Source organism: Paraburkholderia sp. GAS32 (assembly GCF_050434225.1).
Lineage (GTDB): Bacteria > Pseudomonadota > Gammaproteobacteria > Burkholderiales > Burkholderiaceae > Paraburkholderia > Paraburkholderia madseniana.
The window spans coordinates 38,951-61,909 of the sequence record NZ_JBNPVS010000060.1; the positions used below are offsets into that span (position 1 = coordinate 38,951).

Consider the following 22,959-nt stretch of genomic DNA (forward strand, 5'->3'; position numbering starts at 1 on the left):
GTCGAACCTCAGGGCGATGTGCTCGCGCTCGCCGGCACGCTCGGGAGTGAGTTTGCCGCGCCGCCGCCTGCATCCGGCGGCAACACGTCGTCCGGCGTGGGCGTCGGCGCCAAGGCCGGCTCGCCGCCGCCATGCACCTCACCGTCGACGGCCCTGTTTGCAGGCGCAGCCGTTGATGCCGGTGCTTGAAGGAGCGGCGGCTGCGGCGGCAGCGCGCGCGGTTCGACATCGGCGGCGGTTGCAGACACCGCGGTCGCCGATGCAGCGGATGCCGGTGCAGCGACAGCCGTAGCTGTGGCAACAGCAGGCGCATGGCGCGTCGTATTGCGCGTGCCAACCGGCGCCTCCGTCTTCCCGGGCGACGCTGCAAACAGATGCTGGAACCACTCGCGCAGCCTGCCCGAGCGTTCCGCAAACCAGCCCGGCTCCTGATCGGTCGCGAACCTGACGCGACTGTCCACCAGCTTCGAGCGTTGCGCGCGCTGGAAAAAGTCGCCGACGATCGGCAACGCGCTGTGCGCCCCCTGGCCCCAATAGTCGCTGCGCAAGGTGACCCGGTTGTCGTTGAAGCCGACCCACGCCCCGGCCACGAGTTGCGGCTGGATCAGGATGAACCAGCCGTCCGCGTTGCCCTGCGTCGTACCCGTCTTGCCCGCGACATCGCCACGCACGCCGAAGCGGCTGCGAATGCTCAAACCGGTGCCCCTGCTCACCACGTCGCGCATCACATCGACGAGGGTACGGGCGGCCTCGGCCGGCAACTCCTGTTTGGGCGATGCCGGCTCGAACTCGGCCAGCACTTCGCCGTTGCGGTCTTCGATGCGGGTGACCATCACCGGCTCGACGTAACCGCCAAGGTTGGCGATCGTGCCGTAGGCCGAGACCATCTCTTTCAGCGTCACTGGGCTCGTGCCGAGCGCGAGCGACGGCACCGGATCGAGTTCGCTGTCGCGCACGCCCATGGCGCGTGCCAGTCTCGCGACCTTGTTGGGACCGACCGTTTCCATCAACTGGGCGGTAATCCGGTTGCGCGAATAAGCTAGGCCGTCGCGCAGACTGATAGCCCGCTCGCTCGGCTCATCCTCGTCGCTCGGACGCCAGACTTCGCCGCCGGCCAGCGGAATTTCGACGGGCTTGTCGATAAACGTATCGCTGGGTTTGGCGCCATCTTCGAAGGCCGCGGCGTAGACGAACGGCTTAAAGGTCGAACCCGGTTGACGCCGCGCCTGCTGGACGTGGTCGAACGGGTCCTGGCTGAAGTCGCGGCTGCCGACCCATGCCTTGATCTGGCCATTGCGCGGGTCCATGGCGAGGAAATCCGCCTGCACCCGGGTCTTGGATTCGCACACGCTCTTCACCAGGTCGCGGTCGGACGAGACCCGCTTCATCGCGTCGTCATCCGTCAGGCCAGCGTCTTTTGCGGCGCGATAGTCGGGCGTTTCGCGCAGGAAAGTCTGCAGCAGGTCGCGGCCATTCGCACAACCCGCGCGCGTGCCCCACGCCGAATTCGCGATGCCCTGCAACTGGTTGCCCTGCAAGGTCACGGCCTGAGTGGCCATGGTCTGCAAGCGTGAATCGATGGTAGTGCGCACCACCAGTCCATCGGAATAGATGTTGTAGTCGTTGCGATCAGCCCATGCCGCGAGCCATTTGCGCAGTTGCTGCGCGAAGTGCGGCGCGGGTCCGGGCGGCTCGGTTTGCCGCTCGAAATCGATGCGCAAGGGACGGCGCTCAAGCGTCGCATAGGCCGCGGGCGTGAGCTTGCCGTACTTGACCATTTGCGCCAGCACCGTGTTGCGCCGTTGCAAGGCGCGTTCCGGGTTGAGTACCGGGTTGTAGTAGCTATTGCCCTTGAGCATGCCGGTGAGCGTCGCGCTTTCCAGCACATTCAGGTCGCCGGCCGATTTGTCGAAATAGGTTCGCGCCGCCATCTCGATGCCGTAGGCGTTGTAGAGAAACGGCACCGTGTTGAGGTAGGTCTCGAGAATCTCGTCCTTGGTGTAGAGCGCCTCGATCTTGAAGGCCGTAATCGCCTCCTTGATCTTGCGGGTCAGCGTGGGGGCGCGACCGATCTCGTCGGGATAAAGGTTGCGGGCGAGTTGCTGGGTGATGGTCGAGCCACCCTGCCGGTCGCCGGAAAACGTATGCAGCGCGGCGGACGCCGTGCGGCGCCAATCCAGCCCGAAATGCTGGTAGAAGCGGTGATCTTCCGTGGCGATCAGCGCATTCACCACATTCGGCGAGATGTCCTTGAGTTTCACCCACTCCCGGTTCGAGGGCTTGAATTCGGCCAGCAGTTTGCCGTCCGCCGAGCGAATCTGCGCCGGCTGCTCGACTTTCGCCTTGCGGATGTCGCCGATGCTGGGCGTGAACGGAATCAGGATCAGCACATACAGAACCAGCAGCACCGGGCTCGCGGCACAGGCCCATGCCACGCCGCGCAGCGTGGGATGGCGCAGATACCAGAGGCCCCGCACGATGGGCCGGTTGGCCAGGGTTAGCCCTTTTTCAAGGGTCTGTAGGAATGAGGTGATCAGGCGCTTCACACTTGCTACCGTCTGCTGGGAAAGGCTGAATCCTACCAAGATGCTGAGCGAAGGCCGATTTTTGCGCCGTAAATGGACAAACCCAGGCGCCGCGCACAGGCAGAAACCCAAGCCCACTATAATGTCGGCAATTCTGACAAGAGGTGCTTCATGATCATCAAACCGCGCGTGCGTGGCTTCATCTGTGTATCGACCCATCCGGTTGGCTGCGAAGCCAACGTCAAAGAGCAGATCGAATACGTCAAGGCACGCGGCCCCATCGCCAATGGCCCGAAAAAAGTGCTCGTGATCGGCGCCTCCACGGGCTACGGCCTGGCCGCCCGCATCAGCGCCGCCTTCGGCTCGGACGCGGCCACGCTCGGCGTGTTCTTCGAGCGAGCCGGCAGCGAAACCAAAGCCGGCACCGCTGGCTGGTACAACACCGCCGCCTTCGAGAAATTCGCCACTGAAAAAGGCCTGTACGCGACCAGCATCAACGGCGACGCGTTCTCCGATGAAGTCAAGCAACGCACCATCGAAGTCATCAAGCGCGATCTCGGTCAGGTCGACCTCGTCGTCTACAGTCTCGCCGCGCCCAAACGCACGCATCCGAAAACCGGTGAAGTGTTCACCTCGACCCTGAAGCCGGTCGGCAAGGCCGTCAACCTGCGCGGCATCGACACCGACAAGGAAGTCATCAAGGAAACCGTCCTCGAACCCGCCACGCAAGCCGAAATCGACAACACTGTCGCGGTGATGGGCGGCGAAGACTGGCAGATGTGGATCGACGCCCTCCTCGAGGCCAACGTGCTCGCCGATGGTGCGAAGACGACCGCGTTCACCTACCTCGGCGAAAAGATCACGCACGACATCTACTGGAACGGCTCAATCGGCGCGGCCAAGAAAGATCTCGACGAGAAGGTGCTCGGCATCCGCGAGAAACTCGCGGCCAAGGGCGGCGATGCCCGCGTTTCGGTTCTCAAGGCGGTCGTGACGCAGGCGAGCTCCGCGATCCCAATGATGCCCCTGTACCTGTCGCTGCTCTTCAAGGTGATGAAGACAAAAGGCACGCACGAAGGCTGCATCGAGCAGGTCTACGGACTCTACAAAGACAGCATGTACGGCACGACGCCGCACATCGACGAAGAAGGCCGTCTGCGCGCGGACTACAAGGAACTCGATCCCGAAGTGCAAGCGCGCGTTCAGGAACTCTGGACTCAGGTGACCAACGACAATATTTACGAGCTCACCGACTTCAGCGGCTACAAGACCGACTTCCTGCGTCTCTTCGGATTCGAGATCGCCGGCGTGGACTATGAAGCCGACGTCAATCCGGACGTGCAGATTCCCGGGCTCGTGCAGATGTGATGTTTGCTTGCGGGGTCTTTACGACCCCGCAAGCCGTGCGTTTTTGGCATGGGCAATGGACGCGTTCCGAATGGCGTCGTAGCCCAACTCATCCTGCGTATCAGCAGGGAAACGCCGCCTGCAGCGTGCGCAGAATGGCAAGCCCAATCGGGAAGTCGTCCGAGATGCTCGGATGGTTGGTGAAAAACTGATCGAGCAACGGATAGACGTTCTGATTGCCGATAGCAAGGTTCTGCGGCGGGCAGAACAGCGGCGGACGCTTCTTCGACACCAGGTCCCCGTTCGCCCACCCCAGCGCATTGATCGTGCCGGTGATATAAGCCGCGTACACCGAGTTGTTGTCGGTATGAGCCCAGAGCTTGTATTGCGCGGCCGTCATCTCGGCGCTTGCGTTGAGAGTAAAACAGGCCGTCAGCAAAGCCAGTGCAAATTTCGATACCCGCATCTTTAAACCTTCAATCTGTGTCGCAAAAACGGCCATTGTAGGCGACTCGGATCGTGGCGCGCAGAACCACTCGACACTTAGGCTTTTGTAAGCACTACGCAGGCATTTTTGTAAGCGTCCCGTGCGAATTGAACCCGTGATGCAAAAGCCGCCGACATTACCTGATAGCGTCAAGGCAGATGCAGCACGAATCAACTGCTCACGGCGTACCGTTGCGGCAGTACTCCAGATAGCCAGGACGCAAGGCAAGGCGCTCCATGTAAGCCGTCAGCGCAGGAAAATCGGCGTGCTGCAGTGGCGTTTCAAGCCAGCGGTTAATAGAAAGCGCGATTGGAATGTCCGCAAGCGAGAACGATGTCCCGGCGATGAAGGCACCGGTTGTCTCCAGTTGCCTGTCGACGATCGCAATATGCCTCGCCCAGTTCGCGCACGACAGATCGATCTGCTGACCGTCCTGGTGAGCCGGTGAGTGCCGGACCAGCGCAAGAAACGCGTAGCTCCACGCCCGGTTCAGCTCGCTCGCCTGCCAGTCGATCCATTGATCGCACTTAGCGCGCTCGCAAGGATCGCTCGGGTAGACAAATTCGCCGTCGTAACGGCCGGCCAGGTAACGGATGATCGAGTTGGATTCCCACAGCACAAACTCACCGTCCCGGATCACTGGAACCATGGCGTTGGGATTCAGAGCAACAAATTCGGGCAGGTCGGTCGCCCTGAATCCGGAACCCCAGTCCTCCCGTTCGAACGGCAGGGCGAGTTCGGCACACGTCCACAGTACTTTGCGCACGTTGATGGATGAGGCTTTGCCTAGTATCTGAAGCATAGGATCGGGGCCGCTCGTTCAGTCGCTATGGATAAATTCATCGGGAATCCGGCTCGAATCGTAGCGTATCGATAGCGCGATAAAGCGGACATGGACACTTTGCACGTTGCGCGCTGGGCCAGCCGTCGTCACGACGGACGGTCGGTTAAACCGACTCAAAACCCGTCAGCACATTCACCGCGTTGACCCCGATCGCCGCGACCGCGTAACCGCCTTCCATCGCGAACAGCGTCGGTTTCCCCAATCGTCCGATCGCCTCGCCGATGCGCAGATAGTCGGCGCTGCGCAGCTTGAACTGCGAAATCGGGTCTTCCTCGAAAGTATCGACACCGAGCGACACCACCAGCGCATCCGGCGCGTAATCAGCGACACGCGCGCAAGCCGCGTGGAGCGCCACCATATAGTCCGCCCACGCCGTACCCGGTTGCAGCGGGAAGTTCGCGTTGTAGCCGAGACCCGCACCCGCGCCAGTTTCGTCGGCATGCCCGAGAAAGAACGGATACTCGGTGCGCGGATCGCCATGCAGCGACGCGAACAAGACGTCCGAACGGTGATAGAAGATGCTCTGCGTGCCGTTGCCGTGGTGATAGTCGACGTCGAGAATCGCCACGCGTTTCGCGCCCGCGTCGAGGAATGACTGCGCCGCGACCGCCGCGTTGTTGATGTAGCAGTAGCCACCCATATAGTCCGCCGCGGCGTGATGTCCGGGTGGCCGGCACAACGAGAACGCGCCGCGTGCGCCCTCCCTCACGTGGCGCGCGCCGGTCAGCGCGACATCCACCGCGTCGCTCACGGCAGCCCACGTGCCCGCGGTGATCGGCACACCCGCATCCATCGAGTAGTAGCCGAGCTTGCCGTCGATATCTTCCGGCACGCGGTCCTGGCGCATACCGCGCACCGGCCAGATGAGCGGCAGCGCGTCGTGCTTACGGCCGAGCGCGCTCCATTCGTCCCATGCGCTGCCAAGAAACGCAATGAAGCCCTTGTCGTGAATACGGTGCACGGGATCGAGCCCGAACGATGCGGGCGCAATCACGTCGCCGAGCCTCGTTTCGCGCACCCGTTCCAGTATGAAATCAGCACGGCTCGGCATCTCGAAGCAAGGCTTCATTTCGCCGTCGATCAATTCAGCATGGCCATGGTGCAGCCGGTGCCGATCGCTATATACCGTCAACATGCAATGTCTCCTCTTGATGCTTGCTGCTCGAATCCGTGGTTTAACGCGTCGAGGTTGATCACGCTCGTGAATACGACACTCAAGATACCTGCTCCTGAGTACGGTGTTCGCCATCGCTCGTCGCGAGGATGCCGTAGCAGGCTGGACGCCGGTCGCGAAACACGCCCCACGCATGACGGGTCGCGGCAACCGCATCCAGATCGAAACGATGCAGCAGGATCGCGGGCTCGTCGCGCCCGGCTTTCTGCACCTGCTCGCCGTACTGATCGGCGATGAACGACGAGCCGTAATAACGCTGCGGAAAATCGCGGCCCTGCTCGCGGCCGGTGCGGTTCGCGGCGATCAGCGGCACGAGGTTCGCGCCTGCGTGGCCCTGCATCACGCGTTGCCAGTGCGCGCTGCTGTCGAGCGAGGCGTCTTGCGGTTCGCTGCCGATCGCGGTCGGATAGAACAGCAGTTCGGCGCCGAGGAGCGCCATCGCGCGAGCCGTTTCCGGAAACCACTGATCCCAGCAAATGCCGACGCCGAGCATGCCGTAACGCGTCGGCCAGACGCGAAAGCCCGTGTCGCCGGGCGTGAAGTAGTACTTCTCGCTGTAGCCTGGGCCGTCGGGGATATGGGTTTTGCGGTAGCGGCCGAGCACGCTGCCATCTGCATCGATCATCGCCACCGTGTTGTAGAAGACGTTGCCGGCCCGCTCGAAGAAGCTGATCGGCAGGACCACGTTCAACTCGGCCGCGATGCGGCTAAAGCGCGTGATGGCGGGATGTCCATCGAACGGCAGCGCATGGCGGAAGTGTTTTGAATCCTGTTCGGTGCAGAAGTACGGCAGCTCGAAAAGCTCGGGCATCAGGATCACCTGCGCGCCCTGCGCCGCCGCTTCGCGCGCGAGGCGCTCGGCTTGCGCGAGATTCGCCTCGCGATCCCATCCGGGTACGGCCAACTGGATTGCCGCCACGCTGACTTCGCGCATCTTATGTCTCCTCCGTGTTCGTCTGGGAAAATTCTGCCCGAGGAACGCGGCTGGGCGATAACGGGGAAACGGTCATCGAGGGGATAAATGTGGCCAATCTGGCCGGGGTGGCATGACGTTGGAGCTGGACTCGACGACAGCACGTAGCCGCGCCGCCGACACAGTGCGCACAAAAGAACTCCGGAAAGAACCGCAGGCTATGCGCAGCGGTAGTCGCTCGGACAACGACCGGTCCAGCGGCGAAACGCGTGCCGGAAGCCGGCCGTTTCGCTATAGCCGAGCCGTTCGGCGATATCCGACATCGACAGGCGCGTACGCACCAGGTAGTCGAGCGCGAGATCGTGGCGCACGCGGTCGAGCAGCGCCTGGAAGGCGGAGCCGCTGCCCGCGAGACGCCGCCTGAGCGTGCGCTCCGACACGCACAGCGCATCGGCGAGCGAGCGCAGCGAGCCGTAGCGGCGTGGGTCGGAATACAGCAGGCGCAGGCTGCGCGCCGTGACGTCGTTGCCCGCCGCGGTGGCCCATTCGCGTTCGAGTTGCGCGCATTGCTGGCGCGACATCAGATAGCTCACCGGCTCGGCGAGAGGCAACGGTTCGTCGAGCCAACTGGCCGGAAAAATCAGCGCGTTTTCGACAGCGTCGAAGGTAGCGTGACGGCCGATCCGCTCTTCGTAGGCATCCGCATGGGCGGGTGCGCCGAACGCCACCTCAAGCGCGGATGGCGCGCGCCGCGCCGACAGCACGTCGCAGACCACCGCCCACATCGACGCGAGACACATGTCCGTATTGATCGCGGCGAGATCCGGCCGGTAGCGATAATCGGCCGCGACGATCGCCGCGACGTCTGCGTTGCGGCGCAGCGAAACCTTGAAGTAGCTTCCGAGCAGTAAGGGAAAGTCCTGGGCACATTGCAGCGCGTCGCCAAGCGTGGGGCTCACCAGCATCGCGTAACCGAGGATGCCGTAGCTCGAGATATGCATCGCGCGGCCGATGTCGAGGCCGATGCGCGTATCGCCGCAAGCCTGCAACGCGTTGGAGAACACGATCAATTCCTGCGCGTGCGTGACGAGCCCGGACGGCTGACGCAAATCGCCCTCGCTGACGCCGCTTCCCGCCAGCAACACCTCAGCGCGAATCCCCTGCCGCTCCAGCAAGGAGACGGCGGCGGCAATCGTATGCAAGGTCGCAACGCATTGGGCCGGCGACGGGTGCGGCGACCACGGTGCATCGGTCATGGGTGATTCTCAGGTTCCCTCGATCAACCGATGATATTTGATCAAATTTCCCAAAAGGAAAAATCCATGCGATGATTTGATCAAATCCCATGATGCAAAACGCCCAGCTTTTCCGGACAGGCTCGTCCGCGCAAAGTTTGCAGCCGCGCTTCGCGCCGTCTTCATCAACCGACTGGAGTCAACCTTGCAAAGCGACCTACGCGACGACCTGCGTGAATTCCTGGAACATCACCGCATCCATGAAGTGGAATGCGTGATACCGGACATGACGGGCGTCGCGCGCGGCAAGATCGTGCCGAAGAACCTGTTTCTCTCGGAAGGCAAGATGCACATGTCGAACGCGCTCCTGATGATTACCGTCAACGGCGAGTTCGCGGATTTCGAGCGCTTTGTCGGGCCGAGCGATCCCGACATGGTCTGCATTCCCGATCCGAACACGGTACGGCTCGTCCCATGGGCGATCGAACAGGTCGCGGTAGTGATCCACGATTGTGTCGGGCTCGACGGCAAGCCGATCGGCATTTCGCCGCGCGCGGTGTTGCGGCGTGTGCTGAAGCTCTATGAGGAAAAAGGCTGGCGCCCTGTGGTCGCGCCGGAGATGGAGTTCTACCTGATCGCGCAGAACAAGAATCCGCATGAACCGCTGCGCCCGCCGCTCGGCCGCGCGGGGCGCAGCGAAGCCGGCCGCCAGTCGTTCTCGATCGACGCCGTCAACGAATTCGATCCGTTCTTCCAGGACCTCTCACGTTTCTGCGAGATGACGCATCTCGGCGTCGAAACGCTTGTGCATGAAGTCGGCGCGGGGCAGATGGAAATCAATTTTTCGCACGGCGACGCGCTCGATCTCGCCGACCGCGTGTTTCTGTTCAAGCGCGCGGTGCGCGAAACCGCCTACCGTCATGGCATTTTCGCGACGTTCATGGCCAAGCCGATGGAGCATGAGCCCGGCAGCGCGATGCATATTCATCAGAGCATCGTCGATAGTCAAACCGGCGAGAACATCTTTTCACTTCCCGATGGAACGGCGAGCCCGCTGTTTTTCAACTATATCGGCGGCTTGCAGAAGTACATGCCGCAAGCCATGCCGATGTTCGCGCCCTACGTGAACTCCTACCGGCGTCTGTCGCGCTTCACCGCCGCGCCGATCAACGTGCGCTGGGGTTACGACAACCGCACTTGCGGCATCCGCGTGCCGAATTCCGGACCGGATGGACGGCGGCTCGAAAACCGCGTGCCGGGCGTCGACGTCAACCCCTATCTGGCGATGGCGGCCACTCTCGCCTGCGGCTATCTCGGCATGGTGGAGCAGCAGGAAGCGTCGGCGCCGATGATCGAAAGCGCCTACGACCTCGAATACGAATTACCACGTGGTCTCGAAGATGCGCTCAAGGCGCTCCTTAAGTGCACCGAACTCGCGGACGTGCTCGGCGACAACTTCGTGCAGGCCTATTGCGCGGTGAAGGAAAAGGAGTTCGAGACATTCTCGCAAGGCATTACCGCGTGGGAACGCGAGCATCTGCAACTGCTCGTCTGAACGCGGGCGGCTTATGGAAACGTCATCGGAGAAGCTGGATTTGAATACTCGCCAAGGCATCAACTGGGAGCGCGCGCAAGCGCTCGTCGAACGCGAACGCCGCGCGTTTGCCGAAGCCATGCCGAAATCTCGCGCGCTGTCCGAACGCGCTGCGCGCCACCTGTTGTTCGGCGTGCCGCTGCACTGGATGAACGACTGGTCGACGCCTTTCTCACTCTATGTCGAAGAAGCACGCGGCGCCGCGTTTACCGACGTGGACGGTCATCATTACGCGGACTTCTGCCTCGGCGACACGGGCGCGATGTTCGGCCACTCACCCGCTCCCGTGGCTCGCGCGCTGGCGGTACAGGCTGAGCGTGGTCTGACGACCATGTTGCCGGGCGAGGATGCCGCGTGGGTCGGCGAAGAACTCGCGCGCCGTTTCGGCCTGCCCTACTGGCAGTTCGCAATGACCGCGAGCGACGCCAACCGCTTTGCGTTGCGCTGGGCACGCGCGGCGACCGGTCGCAAACAGATCGTGATCTTCAACGGCTGCTATCACGGCACCGTGGACGACGTGTTCGTCGATCTCGTCGACGGCAAGCCGCAACAGCGCGACAGCCTGATCGGCCAGGTGCACGACCTGCTCGGCACCACGCGCGTGATCGAATTCAACGATCTGGCCGCACTGGAAAACGCGCTGAAAGATGGCGACGTGGCCTGCGTGCTGGCTGAACCCGCGATGACCAACATCGGCATGGTGCTGCCCGAACCGGACTACTGGCGGCAAGCGCAAGCGCTCATGCGGCGCTACGGCACGCTGCTCGCGATCGACGAAACCCACACCATCAGTTGCGGGCCGGGCGGTTATACGAGAGCGTACGGCCTCGAACCCGATCTGTTCATTCTCGGCAAACCGGTGGGCGGCGGCTTTCCGTGCGCGGTGTACGGTTTCAGCGCGGAGCTCGCGGCCCGCGCGCAGCACGCCAAGCGCAGCGCACCGCCCGGTCACTCCGGCATCGGCACGACCCTCACGGCGAACATGCTGGCGATGAGCGCGATCCGCGCGACGCTCGCCGAGGTAATGACCGACGCCGCCTACGACCACATGTTCGCGCTTGCCGAGCGGATCGAGACCGGCCTGAAAAGTGCGATCGCGCGTCACGGCCTCGCGTGGTGCGTGACGCGCGTCGGCGCCCGCACCGAATTCCAGTTCACGCCGACGCCGCCGCGCAACGGTGACGAAGCCGGCCGCCAGCTCGACCCGGAACTGGAGCACATCGTGCACCTGTACCTGCTCAATCGCGGCGTGCTGATCACGCCGTTTCACAACATGATCCTGGTATGCCCCGACACGTCGGCGGCCGACGTCGACAGACTGGTTTCTACATTCGACGCCTGCCTAGCGGAACTGACCTGAGCTGAGCTGAGCGTTTTCAGATCGAGGTTGATCGAGCGTGGCCGACGCTAAACTCTCGGCCCGTTTTTCCGGCCTTTTTGCAGTCTTTTTTCGGCTCCCGAACCGAGCTTTATGAAAACTTCGCGCCATCACACGCTGCAGGATCAGACCTACGAAACGCTGCGGCAGTGGCTGACGATCGGGCGCTTCGTGCCGGGCGAGCGCATCAAGATCCGTCACGTCGCCGCCGAGCTCGGCGTGGGCGAAATGCCGGTGCGCTCCGCCTTGCAGCGCCTTGCGGCCGAATCGGCGCTGGTGAACGTGCCCAATTGCGGCGTGACGGTGCCGCGCCTGTCGAAAGAGCAATTCGACGACGTGCTGCGCGTGCGTCTGATTCTCGAGGGCCAGGCCGCCGAACTGGGTGTGCCGCATCTCAGCGAGCATGATCTGGAAACGCTGGAAAAATTGAATGCGCAGATGGTGCAGGCCTTGCGGACCGCCGACGCCAAGGGCTATCTCGACGCCAACGAGGCGTTTCACCTGATTCTGTATCGCGCGGCCGGCTCGCCGCTTTTGCTCGAATTGATCGAAACGGTGTGGCTGCAGGTTGGGCCGATTTCGAATCTGTTGTTCGGCGACGCGCAGTTCGCCGCTACGCTCAACGACGCCCACGACGATTTGCTGAACGCCGCGAAGGCGCGTGATGCGGCTGGTGTGCGACGCGCGATTGAGCACGATCTGAGTCATGCGGCGAGCTGTTTGCGCGCGCAGTGTTTGTAGAAGCTGGACTTGCCCTGGGCGTTCGTACTCGGGATTCGCGTCACGTTTCAGGCTTCAGGTTTCGAGCCCGATACCCTGCGCCCGGCCGCCCTCGTCACGCTTTCAACGTCGCCTGCTCAAGAATCATGAACGGTGTGGCTGCAGGTTGGGCCGATTTCGAATCTGTTGTTCGGCGACGCGCAGTTCGCCGCTACGCTCAACGACGCCCACGACGATTTGCTGAACGCCGCGAAGGCGCGTGATGCGGCTGGTGTGCGACGCGCGATTGAGCACGATCTGAGTCATGCGGCGAGCTGTTTGCGCGCGCAGTGTTTGTAGAAGCTGGACTTGCCCTGGGCGTTCGTACTCGGGATTCGCGTCACGTTTCAGGCTTCAGGTTTCGAGCCCGATACCCTGCGCCCGGCCGCCCTCGTCACGCTTTCAACGTCGCCTGCTCAAGAATCATGTCGTAAAGCGCCTGCGCCGCTGGCGACAACTGAGCGGTCTTACGCGCCACAAGGACGAGTGTGCGCGAAACCACCGGATGCGTGAGCTCAACCGTGCGAACCGTCGGATACGCGCCCTTCTGAATCGCGAGTGCCGGCACGACCGCCGCGCCCACACCCTGAGCGACCAGCCCCACGGCAGTCGAACTGCGCTGCACTTCATAAAACGAGCGCAGCGCCAGTTCGCTCTTTTCCAGCGCGACATCGAGCAATGCGCGATTGCCGCTGACCTCGCCGGCAAAAATCAGCGGATACGATTGCAATTGCCGCCAGGCAATGCGCCGCCGTTTCGCCAACGGATGATCTTCATGGCAAATCAGCACGTAGCGGTCTTCCGTCAACGGCACGCTGGCAAGATCCGGATGATGCTCGCCGGCGATATTGATGCCGAACTCCACCTCCCGGCGCAGCACCGCCTCCTCCACCGCGGACGACGCGTGATCGAGAATCTTGATCCGGTTATGCGGATAACGCGCAGCATAGGCCTGCAGAATGCGCGGGAGATACTGCACGCCCACGGTCGGCACGCAGGCGATCGACACATCGCCGCGACGGGCAACCCCCGTCTCGCGAATCTCCACCAGCGCATCGGCAAGCTCGCCCAACAAACGGCGCGCCTGCGGCAGAAAACTGCGCCCGATTTCCGTCAGCGCCATGGAACGCGTGGTCCGCTCGATCAGCGTGACGCCGAGATACGTTTCGAGCTTGCGCAGACGCTGCGTAATGGCCGTTTGCGTGACGTGCAGTGAATCGGCGGCGCCTTGAAAGCTGCCGCGATCCGCGATCGCGACGAACGCCTGTACGCCGAGCGTGTCGATTTTCATTAGAAAAATGAAGGAATTGGAATGATAAATTCATTTTACTCCGTGTTCGCCGCCGCACAGAATGAGCGGATTGGATCGATTTGACACCACACACTGCGCGTGGATGTCAGCGAAAACGGTCCGGCAAACGCGTGCAATCGGGACAAAGGAGCGCGAGATGACTTCATCGACGAATTGGCAGGCAAAACAGTACGTGTTGTTCGAAAACGAGCGCACGCGTCCGGTCAGGGATCTGCTGGCAGCGGTCCCCGCAACGGATGTGCGAGTGGCGGTAGACATCGGCTGCGGCCCCGGCAATTCCACCGAAGCGCTGGCGGCCCGCCTGCCCGGCGCGGCGGTCAGCGGTATGGACAGTTCCGCCGACATGATCGCGGCGGCTGCGAGGCGCCTGCCGCAATTCCAGTTCGAGGTGAGCGACATTGAAACATGGGATGCTCCCGGCCCCTACGACCTGATCCTCGCCAATGCCGTGCTGCAGTGGGTACCGAATCACGAGCAACTGTTTCCGTCGCTGGTGAAAAAACTTGCGCCGGGCGGCAACCTGGCCGTGCAGATGCCGGACAACCTCGACGAACCCGCGCACCGTCTGCTGCGCGAAATCGCGGCGGACGGCCCCTGGGCGAACAAGCTGAGGGGTGTGGAACGCACCATGCGCTACGGCGCCGACTGGTACTACGCGCTGCTCAAGCCACTGTGCGCACGGGTCGACGTGTGGCGCACCGTCTACCATCACCCCCTCGCGGGCGGCGCGGACGCGGTGGTCGAATGGTTCAAGGGCAGCGCGCTGAGGCCGTTCCTCGCCGAGCTCGACGACAGCGAGGAAGGCGTCTTCCTCTCGCGCTACCGGGATGCGATCGCGCGAGCCTATCCGGCCCAGGCTGACGGCACCGTGCTGCTGCCCTTCCCGCGGCTGTTTATCGTCGCTACGCGCTAGCGGAGTCGAGCCGCTAGCCGGGGTTGCCGCGCGGCGTTTGTGGTGCCGGAGTCGCCAGGGTCAGTCAGGCATTGCCGCTCGTGAATTCTGCGTGATATTGTGTAACGTATGCGGGGGGCGGCTTGCCGTCCTCACCGGAACGCAAATTACAGCAGCGAGCGTCGCCATGAGTGATGTACGCCATCATCTGAGTCCGCGGGACCGTTTGGAGCTGTTGTGCTGGCTCACATGCGGCTGCCTGGGCGCCTATTACCTGAATGAGGACTGGCCTGACGCGGCGTTTCACGTGCAGGCCGCTCATAAGTGGCTCGACTATCGGTCCCGGGAAGCAGACTGGTTGAGCATCGCCAGATTGTCGGCAACCGCACTGGAGATTGCCCAGCGGCACGCGAAATTTGTCGAGGCCGATTGGGCGCGGGATGCGGTCGAGGAAATTCTCGATACAGACGAGCTCGACCCTCAGGCGAGGCTGGTGAAACAGGTGCTGGCGGATTGCCAGAACGCGCTTTCGGATAAGCGCCTGGCAGATTAATTTTTTCCCCACGCGGCACTTTGAGTGAGTCGGGACGCGGCGTTGGCTCCGCTGATCTGTTTGCCAGCGCCGCGCAGGCAGATTAAAAATTGTGCCGCAAACCTACGATCACGGAGAGTTGTTTATCCGTGTCCGAATTGACGATATTCGGAATCTGCGCCAGATTCTCCGTCTGCCCCGTCGCCGGGTTGATCCCCAGCCCGGCGCCGGAAGACTTCTGCCCGATCGCCACCGCATAGACCGCCGTCCGCTTCGACAGGCTATACACCGCGCCGAGATTGATCTGATGCACGCGTGTCGAAGCGCTGCTGCTCGGTTTGGCATCGTTGAAGATATACGCCAGACCAAGCTGCAAATCCGGCGCGACCATATAGGTCGTATTCAACTCGGCAATGTCGAAAGAGATATCTTCCCCCGCGGGCCTCGCCGTACTTGCGAAATACTGGCTCTGCGATAGGCGCGTATGCGTATAGGTGAGCGCCACGCCCGCCTTGCCGAACGCATACGAGCCCCCTGCTCCGAAAATCCTCACCTTGCTTGCCTGCTGCAGCAGACAATACGACGCATCGGCATTCGCGCAACTGAAATCGCCGATATATCCGGCAGTGCCGCCCAAGGCCGCCTGCAACGGCTGGTTCAACTCGAGATACCCCGCGCTCAGCGACAACGGACCCTGCGCGTAATTCGCCGCCAATGCCCAGCCCTTGTTCTGCGAAAAATTCCCCGCCACGCCACCCAGGCTGAACAACCCGCCCACCGTCAAGCCACCGAAGCTCGGGCTGATGTATTTGATCGAGTTGTTGAAGTTGAACGCTTCGTTGAGGTTGTCGACGTCGCCGAAATGCGAGCCGTACAGCGTCGCCCAGTTATTGCTCGATGCGTACGCACCCATGTAGTCGGAGAACGGATCGTATTGACGGCCGAACGTCAGCGCGCCGTACGTGCCGTTGTTCAAACCGACCCATGCGTTGCGGTTGAACAGCGTATTCGATTGCAACATCGCGCCGTTGCCGATCAGAAAGCTGTTCTCCAACGTGAAGTTCACTGTGGTGCCGCCACCGATATCTTCAGCGCCCGTCAGGCCCCAACGCGACGGCACCAGATTGCCGCCCGCCAGTTGATAATTCGCGTGGCCGTTGGTGCTGCCGTCGGCGAGCGTCGTCTGCTGGTTGGTGGTGTACACGACGCCGGCGTCGACCGTGCCATAGAGCGTCACCGAAGATTGCGCATGTGCGCCCATCGCGAGGCCGCACGCGGCCAGCGCAAGCGCTGAGCGCTTGACGAATGTGTCTGCCATATTTTTTAGCCGGAAGTTGAGTGGTGAAATCAGCAACAACAAACAGGACACCCCGAGGACGCCCCGAACGAACGACACCATTCCGCCGCCGCTCAGGAATGAACGGCAACAGTCGATTGTTAGAACGTGGCGAGCTGGCGCGCGCTGGGTGTCTTGCGCGCTGTTCGATTACTGCCCGAAGCGCGCGTAGATATCCGGTCGCTTCTTACGCAAGATGAGACCGATCACGACGCCAAAGAGCGCCACCGCGAATACGATCCAGGGGAAAGACTTGACGATCGGGCTATCGGAGCCGCTGAGCGCATCGAGATTGCGCACCAGAATCACGCCGATATACAGCAGGCCGATGCCACCGATGAGGGGCGCGACGAACGAGTGCCACACGCGCGTATCCTTGCGCGTCTTGCGGAAGAACGCGATGACGGAAAAACTCGTCACGGCCTGAAGCATCACGATCCCGATCGTGCCGAGCGCCGAACTCCAGCTGAATACGATGTTGAACGCATCGCTGCCCGCCGCGATGAAGAGCCCGAGCAGAACGCACACGGAGAGCGTTTGCAGATAGCTCGCCACATACGGCGAACGGTATTTTTCGTGCACCCGATTGAGCGCTTGCGGCAGGATGCCCTCCAGGCTGAGCGCGTGGATATAGCGCACCAGCGTGTTATGAAACGACAACAGGCTCGCGAAGATACTGCTGAGCAACAGGAAGCTCATCACCGTCGTCACCGCACCGCCCAGGTACTTGCCGGATTGAATGAACCAGAAGTCACCCGGCTGCTTCGTCGCGACCGTGACCACGTCGTTCAGTCCGTACGCGCAAACAATCGTCCACGTGACGAAAGCGAAGAACACGAGAATCAGCATCACCGACACATACGTCGCGCGTGGCACGGTCACCTTCGGGTCCCGGCATTCCTTGCCGTAAATCGCCGTCGCTTCGAAACCGATAAACGACGCGAAGGCGAACATCACCGCAATGCCGAGGTGGCCGCTGAACACATGCTCCGGCGTGAACGGTGCAAGCGTGAGGCCGTTCGGGCCACCACCATGCACGACGATCGCAGTCGCAAGCAGCAACAGGATGCCCAGTTCGAGACACATCAGCACGCCGAGCAACCGGCTATTCAGATCGATACCGCGGATGCCCGTGAATTGCACCACGGCCACGCAGATCAGCGAATAGCCGTACCAGGGCATCGCCGTGTGCAGGAGTGGAGAAAGAATCACCGTACAGAAAAATCCAAACAGCCCATACAGCGCGATCTGGATGAAGGTGTACGACATCAACGCGACGAGTGCGCCGGCCATGCCCAACGGCCGCCCAAGTCCGGCGGTGATGTACGCGTAAAACGCACCGGCGCGCACCACGTGGCGGCTCATCGACGCGAAGCCCACGCTAAAGATCAGCAGCACGACGCCGGCAATCACGAACGCGCCCGGAATGCCGGCGCCATTGCCCAGGCTGATCGCGGGCGGCACCGCACCGAGCATGCCGGTCAGCGGCGCGGCCGCGGAAATCACGAGAAACACGATCTGCCACAGGCCCAACGTATTGCCCTTCAGTTCCACGGGATTCTCCGCGTCGACCAGACGGGTCGGAGAGTAGGGTTCATTCATCGCTGCCTCTATTTTGTTGGCTAGTCTGGAACTCGCCTAAACCCTGGAAATACTGGTCCAGACGCTCGCTTGACCGACGTTCGACGTTTCGGTGTGAGCGCATGGTAGGTAGCTAAAAAATAAAGCGACTTCGCGAACTGCGCCAAATTTTCGATAAATTGCGCCAATGCTCGCGAGCGTCTCAGACACTGCGGGTCGCAGCGAATAGTTAGGAAACGGAAGTTTTTCGTGTGAAGATTGCGCCTTCACGTGCTTTCAGAATGAAAGCAACTGCGGCGCCGCCACCTTTATTGTTTTTTCCAGTTGCGCGTGGCGCGCCACAGCACGGTTGCGTCGGCATAACCCACGGCGCGAGCGATCGCCGCGTTGGTGAGCCCTTCACGTTCAAGCAGTCCTTCCACACTACGCTGCCGCTCTTCGCGCACGATCTGCCGCACGGAAGTCCCCGCCTCGGCCAGGTGCCGCTGCAACGAGCGATGCGAGAGACCGAGATCTTTCGCAATGTCGGCAACGATCAGCTTTTCGTGCGCGAGCCGCCGCGTCACCAGATCGCGCACCTGGTCGGCGATGCTGTGGGGCACCGCATCGCGCGCAATCAGATCGGTGGCATGGCGCTCCATCATGCGCGCCATTTGCGTGTCGGCGCTTTTGAGCGGCGCATCGAGATCCGACGGACGCAGGATCACGCCATTGAAAGGCTGCTGAAAGCGCACTGGCACGCGGAAAATGCGTGCATACGGTTTGAGGTCAGCGGGCGCGGCATGCTCGAAATGCACTTCGGCCGGATTCCACGCCGCGCCGCGCACGGCCCGGATCATATGGCACATCGTCGAGAGGCTGTATTCCGCGTCCTGCCGGCGCGGCCAGATCTGCGGATTGGCGATCTGATAGGTCCATACCGGCCATTCGCCATCGCGCAGCAACTCGCAGGTCGTGGTGTTCTGCCACGACGCGAGCGCGAGCGCGAACTTGCGCACTGCCGCGTTCAAGGTCGGCGACGACAGAAACACGAGACCCGCCGGCCCGAGCTCCGTCACTTGCAATTCGCTGCCCAGACGCAAGCCGAGCAACGGTTCGCCGAGTACCTCGGCCGCGCGCTCGAATGCCGCCACGTAGCGCGTCAGCGGCAGGATTTCGTAGGGATTCGACAGGAGCTTGCGGCTCATGCCGAACGCTTCGAGCAACGCGTCGCAATTGGCGCCTGATGCATCGAGTGCGCGCACAACCGGCCCCATAACCGCGGCGCGGATCATCGGGAAGCTACCGTTGAGCGTGACTTTTTTCATGCTGAGCGTCTCCTCTCAAGTCTTCGCTGATGTGCTGCAGTGTTCTTCCTCGTGGCGCACTTTATCGTTCATTTGGCGCGATAAGCAAGCGCGAAAATATTATTGGGTTCCTACGATTTGCCATCGACTCAGCGTTCGACGCGTTTCACGCAGCCTCGCGCGCAGTCCGGTCCAGCAAACTCCTTCCGGGAATCTTATGAACACGAATGCCACGAAAACCGCACACGCCCCCGTTCATCCACTCGATCCGCTGAGTCCGGACGAAATGCAGCTTGCCTGCGATCTCGTGAAGGCCGCCGAAAACCTCGACGGGCACGTGCGCTTTCCGATGGTCGAATTGCGCGAGCCGCCGAAGGCCGAAGTGATCGCATTCAAGGCCGGCGAATATTTTTCGCGCACGGCGTTCGTCCTGGCAATTGATCGTACGAATGGAACGACCACCGAATTCCATGTGGACCTGAGAGAGAAAAGAGTCGCCTCGCGCAACGTGCTGCCGTTCGATCAGGCGCCATATGGCCAGCCGCCGATCATGATCGAAGACTTCATGAACGCCGAGCAGATCGTCAAGAGCGACGACGCATGGCGCGTTGCGGTGATGAAGCGCGGCCTCACCGAGAAGGATCTGGAGCGCGTCCAGGTCGATCCGTTTTCCGCCGGCTGCTTCGACCGCGAGAACGAGAATGGCCGGCGCCTTGTGCGTTGCGTGAGCTACTACCGCGAGACCGTGACCGACAACGGCTATGCGCATCCGATCGAGGGCGTGGTGGCGGTGGTCGATCTGCTCGAGAAGAAGGTGATCGAGCTGGTAGACGACGGCCGCATCATTCCGATTCCGCGCGCGAAGCACAACTACGACACGCCGAGCCTCGGCGAGCCGCGCAGCACGCTCAAACCGCTGTCGATCAGCCAACCCGAGGGCCCGAGCTTCAAGATCGACGGCTGGCATGTGAGCTGGCAGAACTGGAACTTCCGGGTCGGCTTCACGCCGCGCGAAGGGCTGGTGCTGCATCAATTGTCGTGGGACGACGGCAAGAACACGCGGCCGATCATCTACCGTGCGAGCGTGACGGAGATGTGCGTGCCCTACTCCGACCCGAGCACGAATCACTACTGGAAGAGCGCATTCGATGCCGGCGAATACGGCCTCGGCAAACTGGCGAACCAGCTTGAACTCGGTTGCGATTGCCTCGGCACGATCCGTTATTTCGACATTCCGTCCGCCGACGATTTCGGCAATGCGTTCCTGATGAAGAACGCAGTGTGCATGCACGAAGAGGACTACGGCACCCTGTGGAAGCACTACGAGTTTCGCACCGGCGTCTTCGAAATGCGCCGCTCGCGACGCCTCGTGATCTCATTCTTCGCGACGGTCGGCAACTACGACTACGGCTTCTACTGGTACCTGTACCAGGACGGCACGATTCAACTCGAATGCAAGCTGACCGGCATCGTGCAAACCTCGGCGGTGGCTGACGGCGACACGTACCCGTGGGGCGGCATGATCACCGAGAACCTCGGCGGCCCGACCCATCAGCATTTCTTCAATGCACGGATGCACATGATGGTGGACGGCGAACGCAACACCGTGACCGAACACGAATTCGTGCCGCGTCCGATGGGCGAAGCGAATCCGTACGGCAACGTCTTCGACACCACCAAACACGTGTTCAAGACCGAGAGCGAAGCCGCACGCCTCGCGAACGGCCGCACGGGACGTTATTGGAAGGTGACCAACCCGAACGTGAAGAACGCCGTCGGCGCGAATCCTGGCTACAAGCTGATCGTGAACGACTCCCCGCTGATGCTCGCCGACGAGCGCTCCAAAGTCCGCCAACGCGGCGGCTTTGCGACACGTCACGTGTGGGTCACACCATTCGATCCGGCCGAGCGCTACGCGAGCGGCGACTATCCGAACCAGCACGCGGGCGGTGACGGGTTGCCGCGCTACATCGAGGCGAACCGCAACATCGAGAACGAGGACATTGTGTTGTGGCACAGCTTCGGCCACACGCACGTGTGCAAACCCGAGGACTTCCCCGTGATGCCCGTAGAATACGCCGGCTTCATGCTCAAGCCGAACAACTTCTTCTCCGCCAACCCGACGATGGACTTACCGTCCGAGCGGGATCAGAACAGCGTCGAAGACGGCAAGTCCGCGGATCATGGCTGCTGCAAGCGCTGATTCGATGGCGCGCCGCGCGCGGCTCGCTGCTGCACGCGTGGCCGACGCGGCATGCGTGCGTCCCGCGACTGCGTGCAGCGTAGTACGCCGGCTGACTTCAAGAGAAGGCGGCGTGGCACGCATGCTGATTGCTGGCGCAGGCGCGGGTGCGGGCGCTGCGGTGCACGGGCGGATTGCGTGCGCGAGGGGCACGGTACGCGGGTTAATTGCGGGCGTGGGTTGGGTAGCACGTATGTTGATGGCGAGCATGGGCGGCGCAGCGCGCGGGCTGACGGCGAGCGTGAGTTGGGCAGCGCGTGTGTTGGTGACGAGCGTCGGTGGCGCGGCACGCCGGCTGACGGCGAGCATGAGTGGTGCGGCGTGTGTGCTGCTCGTGAGCGGTGCCGCGACGCTGGTGACGCAAGCCGGCCTCGGCCAACGAGCCAACGCGTTGTGGATGAGCGCGTTGGCGTTAGCAACGATGACGATCGTGCCGCTGTTGATGTCGCGCGTATCCAGGACACACACCACGCTTGCGACGGCGGTGACGTTGATTGCCACGATGAGTGCGGTGGGCGTCGTACCGGCGTATGTGAGTGGACTGGAGCATTCCACCATGATAGCTGGGTTGTTTGTGGCGGTAGGTGGCGTGTTGCTGTTGTACGGGCAGCATCTTGTTGGCTCGTCAGCCTTGCCTCATGAGGATTTCGATCCGAATCAGCACACGGATCGAAGCACGATCCAATCGGCCAGAGTCATCCACGCAACCGGCACAACCGCGCTGCTCGCATTGCTTGCGGGCATATCGAGCGGCAGTCTTGCGCGTTTCCAGTTGTATGCGATTTGCGGCATGAGTGGCGCCCAACCGATATGGCAGATCTTGCTCTCGGTGGGTGCCGTTTGCGCGCTGGCGCTCATTGCTGACCGATCCCTCGACAACAACCGAATGTTGATTGTGCTGTACGTGCTACGAGCGGCGTTAATTGGGGTCCTCGCAGCCGTGGACAGTCCAACACTTGCACCACTCGCAGCAAAGATATTTCTGGTTCTCGACTGCCTGACGATTCCGGCGCTGATGAAACTGCGGAAAAAATCGCGCAGCGCATTGAGCGCGGGTTGTCCCGGCGGGGCGCACCACATCGGGATGGTGTTGGGCGCAACGTTATCGACGACGCCCTACTTTTTCGGCGACGGATTCATCGTGCTGTATGCGCTAAGCGCGATCACGAACCTGATATGTGCCGGCACATTAGCAACCAACTGCTTCGAAAGAAAGGCGCACCGCGAGCACCTAAACCATCACTCCCGCCAGGCAGACTCTTCCGACGAGCACGAAGTGCAAGTCGGGAAGTATGACTCCTTTGTCACGAACGCCGAATGCACGAGAACACAGATTCCAGATGCACCACTACCGTCTGCGAGCTGCGGGCCCCACTTAGCAGGAGTGGTTTGAGCCGCTTTCTTTTGCCTACTTTTCTTTGCGGCATGCGTAACTATTCAGCAGCCGGAAGCGGCGAAACGACGAACCCGGCGAAGCCCAAAGCCAGCGCGTCGATCAGCGAACGGTTCTGTTTGCGCAGAC

At 62.0% G+C, this 22,959-nt stretch carries 20 protein-coding genes; 9 read left to right on the forward strand and 11 right to left on the reverse strand.

The window, feature by feature from the left end; translation table 11 throughout:
* Nucleotides 1-8 precede the first annotated feature (8 nt).
* Nucleotides 9-2,546, reverse strand: coding sequence for a penicillin-binding protein 1A (locus P3T25_RS42510; RefSeq protein ID WP_429363265.1), 2,538 nt, complete (start codon nucleotides 2,544-2,546; stop codon nucleotides 9-11).
* Nucleotides 2,547-2,696: 150 nt separating this feature from the next.
* Between P3T25_RS42510 and fabV the strand changes: the two genes are divergently transcribed.
* Nucleotides 2,697-3,893, forward strand: coding sequence for an enoyl-ACP reductase FabV (gene fabV, locus P3T25_RS42515; protein WP_429363267.1), 1,197 nt, complete (start codon nucleotides 2,697-2,699; stop codon nucleotides 3,891-3,893).
* A 100-nt stretch (nucleotides 3,894-3,993) separates the two neighbouring features.
* Here fabV and P3T25_RS42520 read toward each other — a convergent pair whose 3' ends face one another.
* The 5 genes from P3T25_RS42520 to P3T25_RS42540 all read right to left on the reverse strand — a co-directional run bounded on the left by P3T25_RS42520 (nucleotide 3,994) and on the right by P3T25_RS42540 (nucleotide 8,546).
* On the reverse strand, nucleotides 3,994-4,533 hold the full coding sequence (locus P3T25_RS42520) for a hypothetical protein (protein WP_429363269.1): 540 nt from the start codon (nucleotides 4,531-4,533) through the stop codon (nucleotides 3,994-3,996).
* Between the two features lie 4 nt (nucleotides 4,534-4,537).
* Complete coding sequence (locus P3T25_RS42525) at nucleotides 4,538-5,161, reverse strand: glutathione S-transferase family protein (protein WP_429363271.1); 624 nt, start codon at nucleotides 5,159-5,161, stop codon at nucleotides 4,538-4,540.
* A 145-nt stretch (nucleotides 5,162-5,306) separates the two neighbouring features.
* Nucleotides 5,307-6,338 carry a histone deacetylase family protein gene (locus tag P3T25_RS42530; protein ID WP_171925667.1) on the reverse strand — a complete coding sequence of 344 codons (1,032 nt, stop codon included), beginning with the start codon at nucleotides 6,336-6,338 and terminating at the stop codon, nucleotides 5,307-5,309.
* Between the two features lie 79 nt (nucleotides 6,339-6,417).
* A complete protein-coding gene (gene aguB, locus P3T25_RS42535) occupies nucleotides 6,418-7,311 on the reverse strand; it encodes an N-carbamoylputrescine amidase (protein WP_429363273.1) in 894 nt (297 codons plus the stop codon).
* Nucleotides 7,312-7,508: 197 nt separating this feature from the next.
* Nucleotides 7,509-8,546, reverse strand: coding sequence for an AraC family transcriptional regulator (locus P3T25_RS42540; protein ID WP_429363275.1), 1,038 nt, complete (start codon nucleotides 8,544-8,546; stop codon nucleotides 7,509-7,511).
* Between the two features lie 184 nt (nucleotides 8,547-8,730).
* On the opposite strand from P3T25_RS42540, the gene P3T25_RS42545 reads away from it, so the two are divergent.
* The 4 genes from P3T25_RS42545 (at nucleotide 8,731) to P3T25_RS42560 (ending at nucleotide 12,556) form a co-directional block, all read left to right on the forward strand.
* Nucleotides 8,731-10,080 carry a glutamine synthetase family protein gene (locus P3T25_RS42545; RefSeq protein ID WP_154559313.1) on the forward strand — a complete coding sequence of 450 codons (1,350 nt, stop codon included), beginning with the start codon at nucleotides 8,731-8,733 and terminating at the stop codon, nucleotides 10,078-10,080.
* Between the two features lie 13 nt (nucleotides 10,081-10,093).
* Complete coding sequence (locus tag P3T25_RS42550; protein WP_414693406.1) at nucleotides 10,094-11,479, forward strand: aspartate aminotransferase family protein; 1,386 nt, start codon at nucleotides 10,094-10,096, stop codon at nucleotides 11,477-11,479.
* A 111-nt stretch (nucleotides 11,480-11,590) separates the two neighbouring features.
* Nucleotides 11,591-12,238: a GntR family transcriptional regulator gene (locus P3T25_RS42555; RefSeq protein ID WP_154559311.1), complete on the forward strand. Its 648-nt coding sequence runs from the start codon at nucleotides 11,591-11,593 to the stop codon at nucleotides 12,236-12,238.
* Nucleotides 12,239-12,370: 132 nt separating this feature from the next.
* The gene (locus P3T25_RS42560; RefSeq protein WP_429363278.1) at nucleotides 12,371-12,556 is read left to right on the forward strand and encodes a hypothetical protein; all 186 of its coding nucleotides are present in this window, start codon (nucleotides 12,371-12,373) and stop codon (nucleotides 12,554-12,556) included.
* 94 nt (nucleotides 12,557-12,650) lie between these two features.
* Here the strand turns inward: P3T25_RS42560 and P3T25_RS42565 are convergent, their stop codons facing one another.
* Nucleotides 12,651-13,547: a LysR family transcriptional regulator gene (locus tag P3T25_RS42565; RefSeq protein ID WP_154559310.1), complete on the reverse strand. Its 897-nt coding sequence runs from the start codon at nucleotides 13,545-13,547 to the stop codon at nucleotides 12,651-12,653.
* Nucleotides 13,548-13,704: 157 nt separating this feature from the next.
* Between P3T25_RS42565 and tam the strand changes: the two genes are divergently transcribed.
* Complete coding sequence (gene tam / locus P3T25_RS42570) at nucleotides 13,705-14,481, forward strand: trans-aconitate 2-methyltransferase (RefSeq protein ID WP_171925672.1); 777 nt, start codon at nucleotides 13,705-13,707, stop codon at nucleotides 14,479-14,481.
* Nucleotides 14,482-14,647: 166 nt separating this feature from the next.
* Nucleotides 14,648-15,013: a hypothetical protein gene (locus P3T25_RS42575; protein ID WP_054037539.1), complete on the forward strand. Its 366-nt coding sequence runs from the start codon at nucleotides 14,648-14,650 to the stop codon at nucleotides 15,011-15,013.
* Nucleotides 15,014-15,095: 82 nt separating this feature from the next.
* Here P3T25_RS42575 and P3T25_RS42580 read toward each other — a convergent pair whose 3' ends face one another.
* The 3 genes from P3T25_RS42580 to P3T25_RS42590 form a co-directional block, all read right to left on the reverse strand.
* Nucleotides 15,096-16,310 (reverse strand): porin, encoded by a 1,215-nt coding sequence (locus P3T25_RS42580; protein WP_429363281.1) that lies wholly within the window; start codon nucleotides 16,308-16,310, stop codon nucleotides 15,096-15,098.
* A gap of 168 nt (nucleotides 16,311-16,478) precedes the next feature.
* Nucleotides 16,479-17,930 carry an APC family permease gene (locus tag P3T25_RS42585; protein ID WP_429363283.1) on the reverse strand — a complete coding sequence of 484 codons (1,452 nt, stop codon included), beginning with the start codon at nucleotides 17,928-17,930 and terminating at the stop codon, nucleotides 16,479-16,481.
* Between the two features lie 287 nt (nucleotides 17,931-18,217).
* Nucleotides 18,218-19,216, reverse strand: a complete 999-nt coding sequence (locus P3T25_RS42590; RefSeq protein WP_429363285.1) for an AraC family transcriptional regulator — start codon at nucleotides 19,214-19,216, stop codon at nucleotides 18,218-18,220.
* A 196-nt stretch (nucleotides 19,217-19,412) separates the two neighbouring features.
* On the opposite strand from P3T25_RS42590, the gene P3T25_RS42595 reads away from it, so the two are divergent.
* The gene (locus P3T25_RS42595; RefSeq protein ID WP_429363287.1) at nucleotides 19,413-21,398 is read left to right on the forward strand and encodes a primary-amine oxidase; all 1,986 of its coding nucleotides are present in this window, start codon (nucleotides 19,413-19,415) and stop codon (nucleotides 21,396-21,398) included.
* Here P3T25_RS42595 and P3T25_RS42600 read toward each other — a convergent pair.
* Nucleotides 21,327-21,938, reverse strand: coding sequence for a hypothetical protein (locus P3T25_RS42600; protein ID WP_429363289.1), 612 nt, complete (start codon nucleotides 21,936-21,938; stop codon nucleotides 21,327-21,329). The two genes, P3T25_RS42595 and P3T25_RS42600, sit on opposite strands and share 72 nt — an antisense overlap.
* Here P3T25_RS42600 and P3T25_RS42605 point away from each other — a divergent pair.
* Nucleotides 21,922-22,830 carry a hypothetical protein gene (locus P3T25_RS42605; protein ID WP_429363291.1) on the forward strand — a complete coding sequence of 303 codons (909 nt, stop codon included), beginning with the start codon at nucleotides 21,922-21,924 and terminating at the stop codon, nucleotides 22,828-22,830. The two genes, P3T25_RS42600 and P3T25_RS42605, sit on opposite strands and share 17 nt — an antisense overlap.
* Nucleotides 22,831-22,959: the final 129 nt, after the last annotated feature.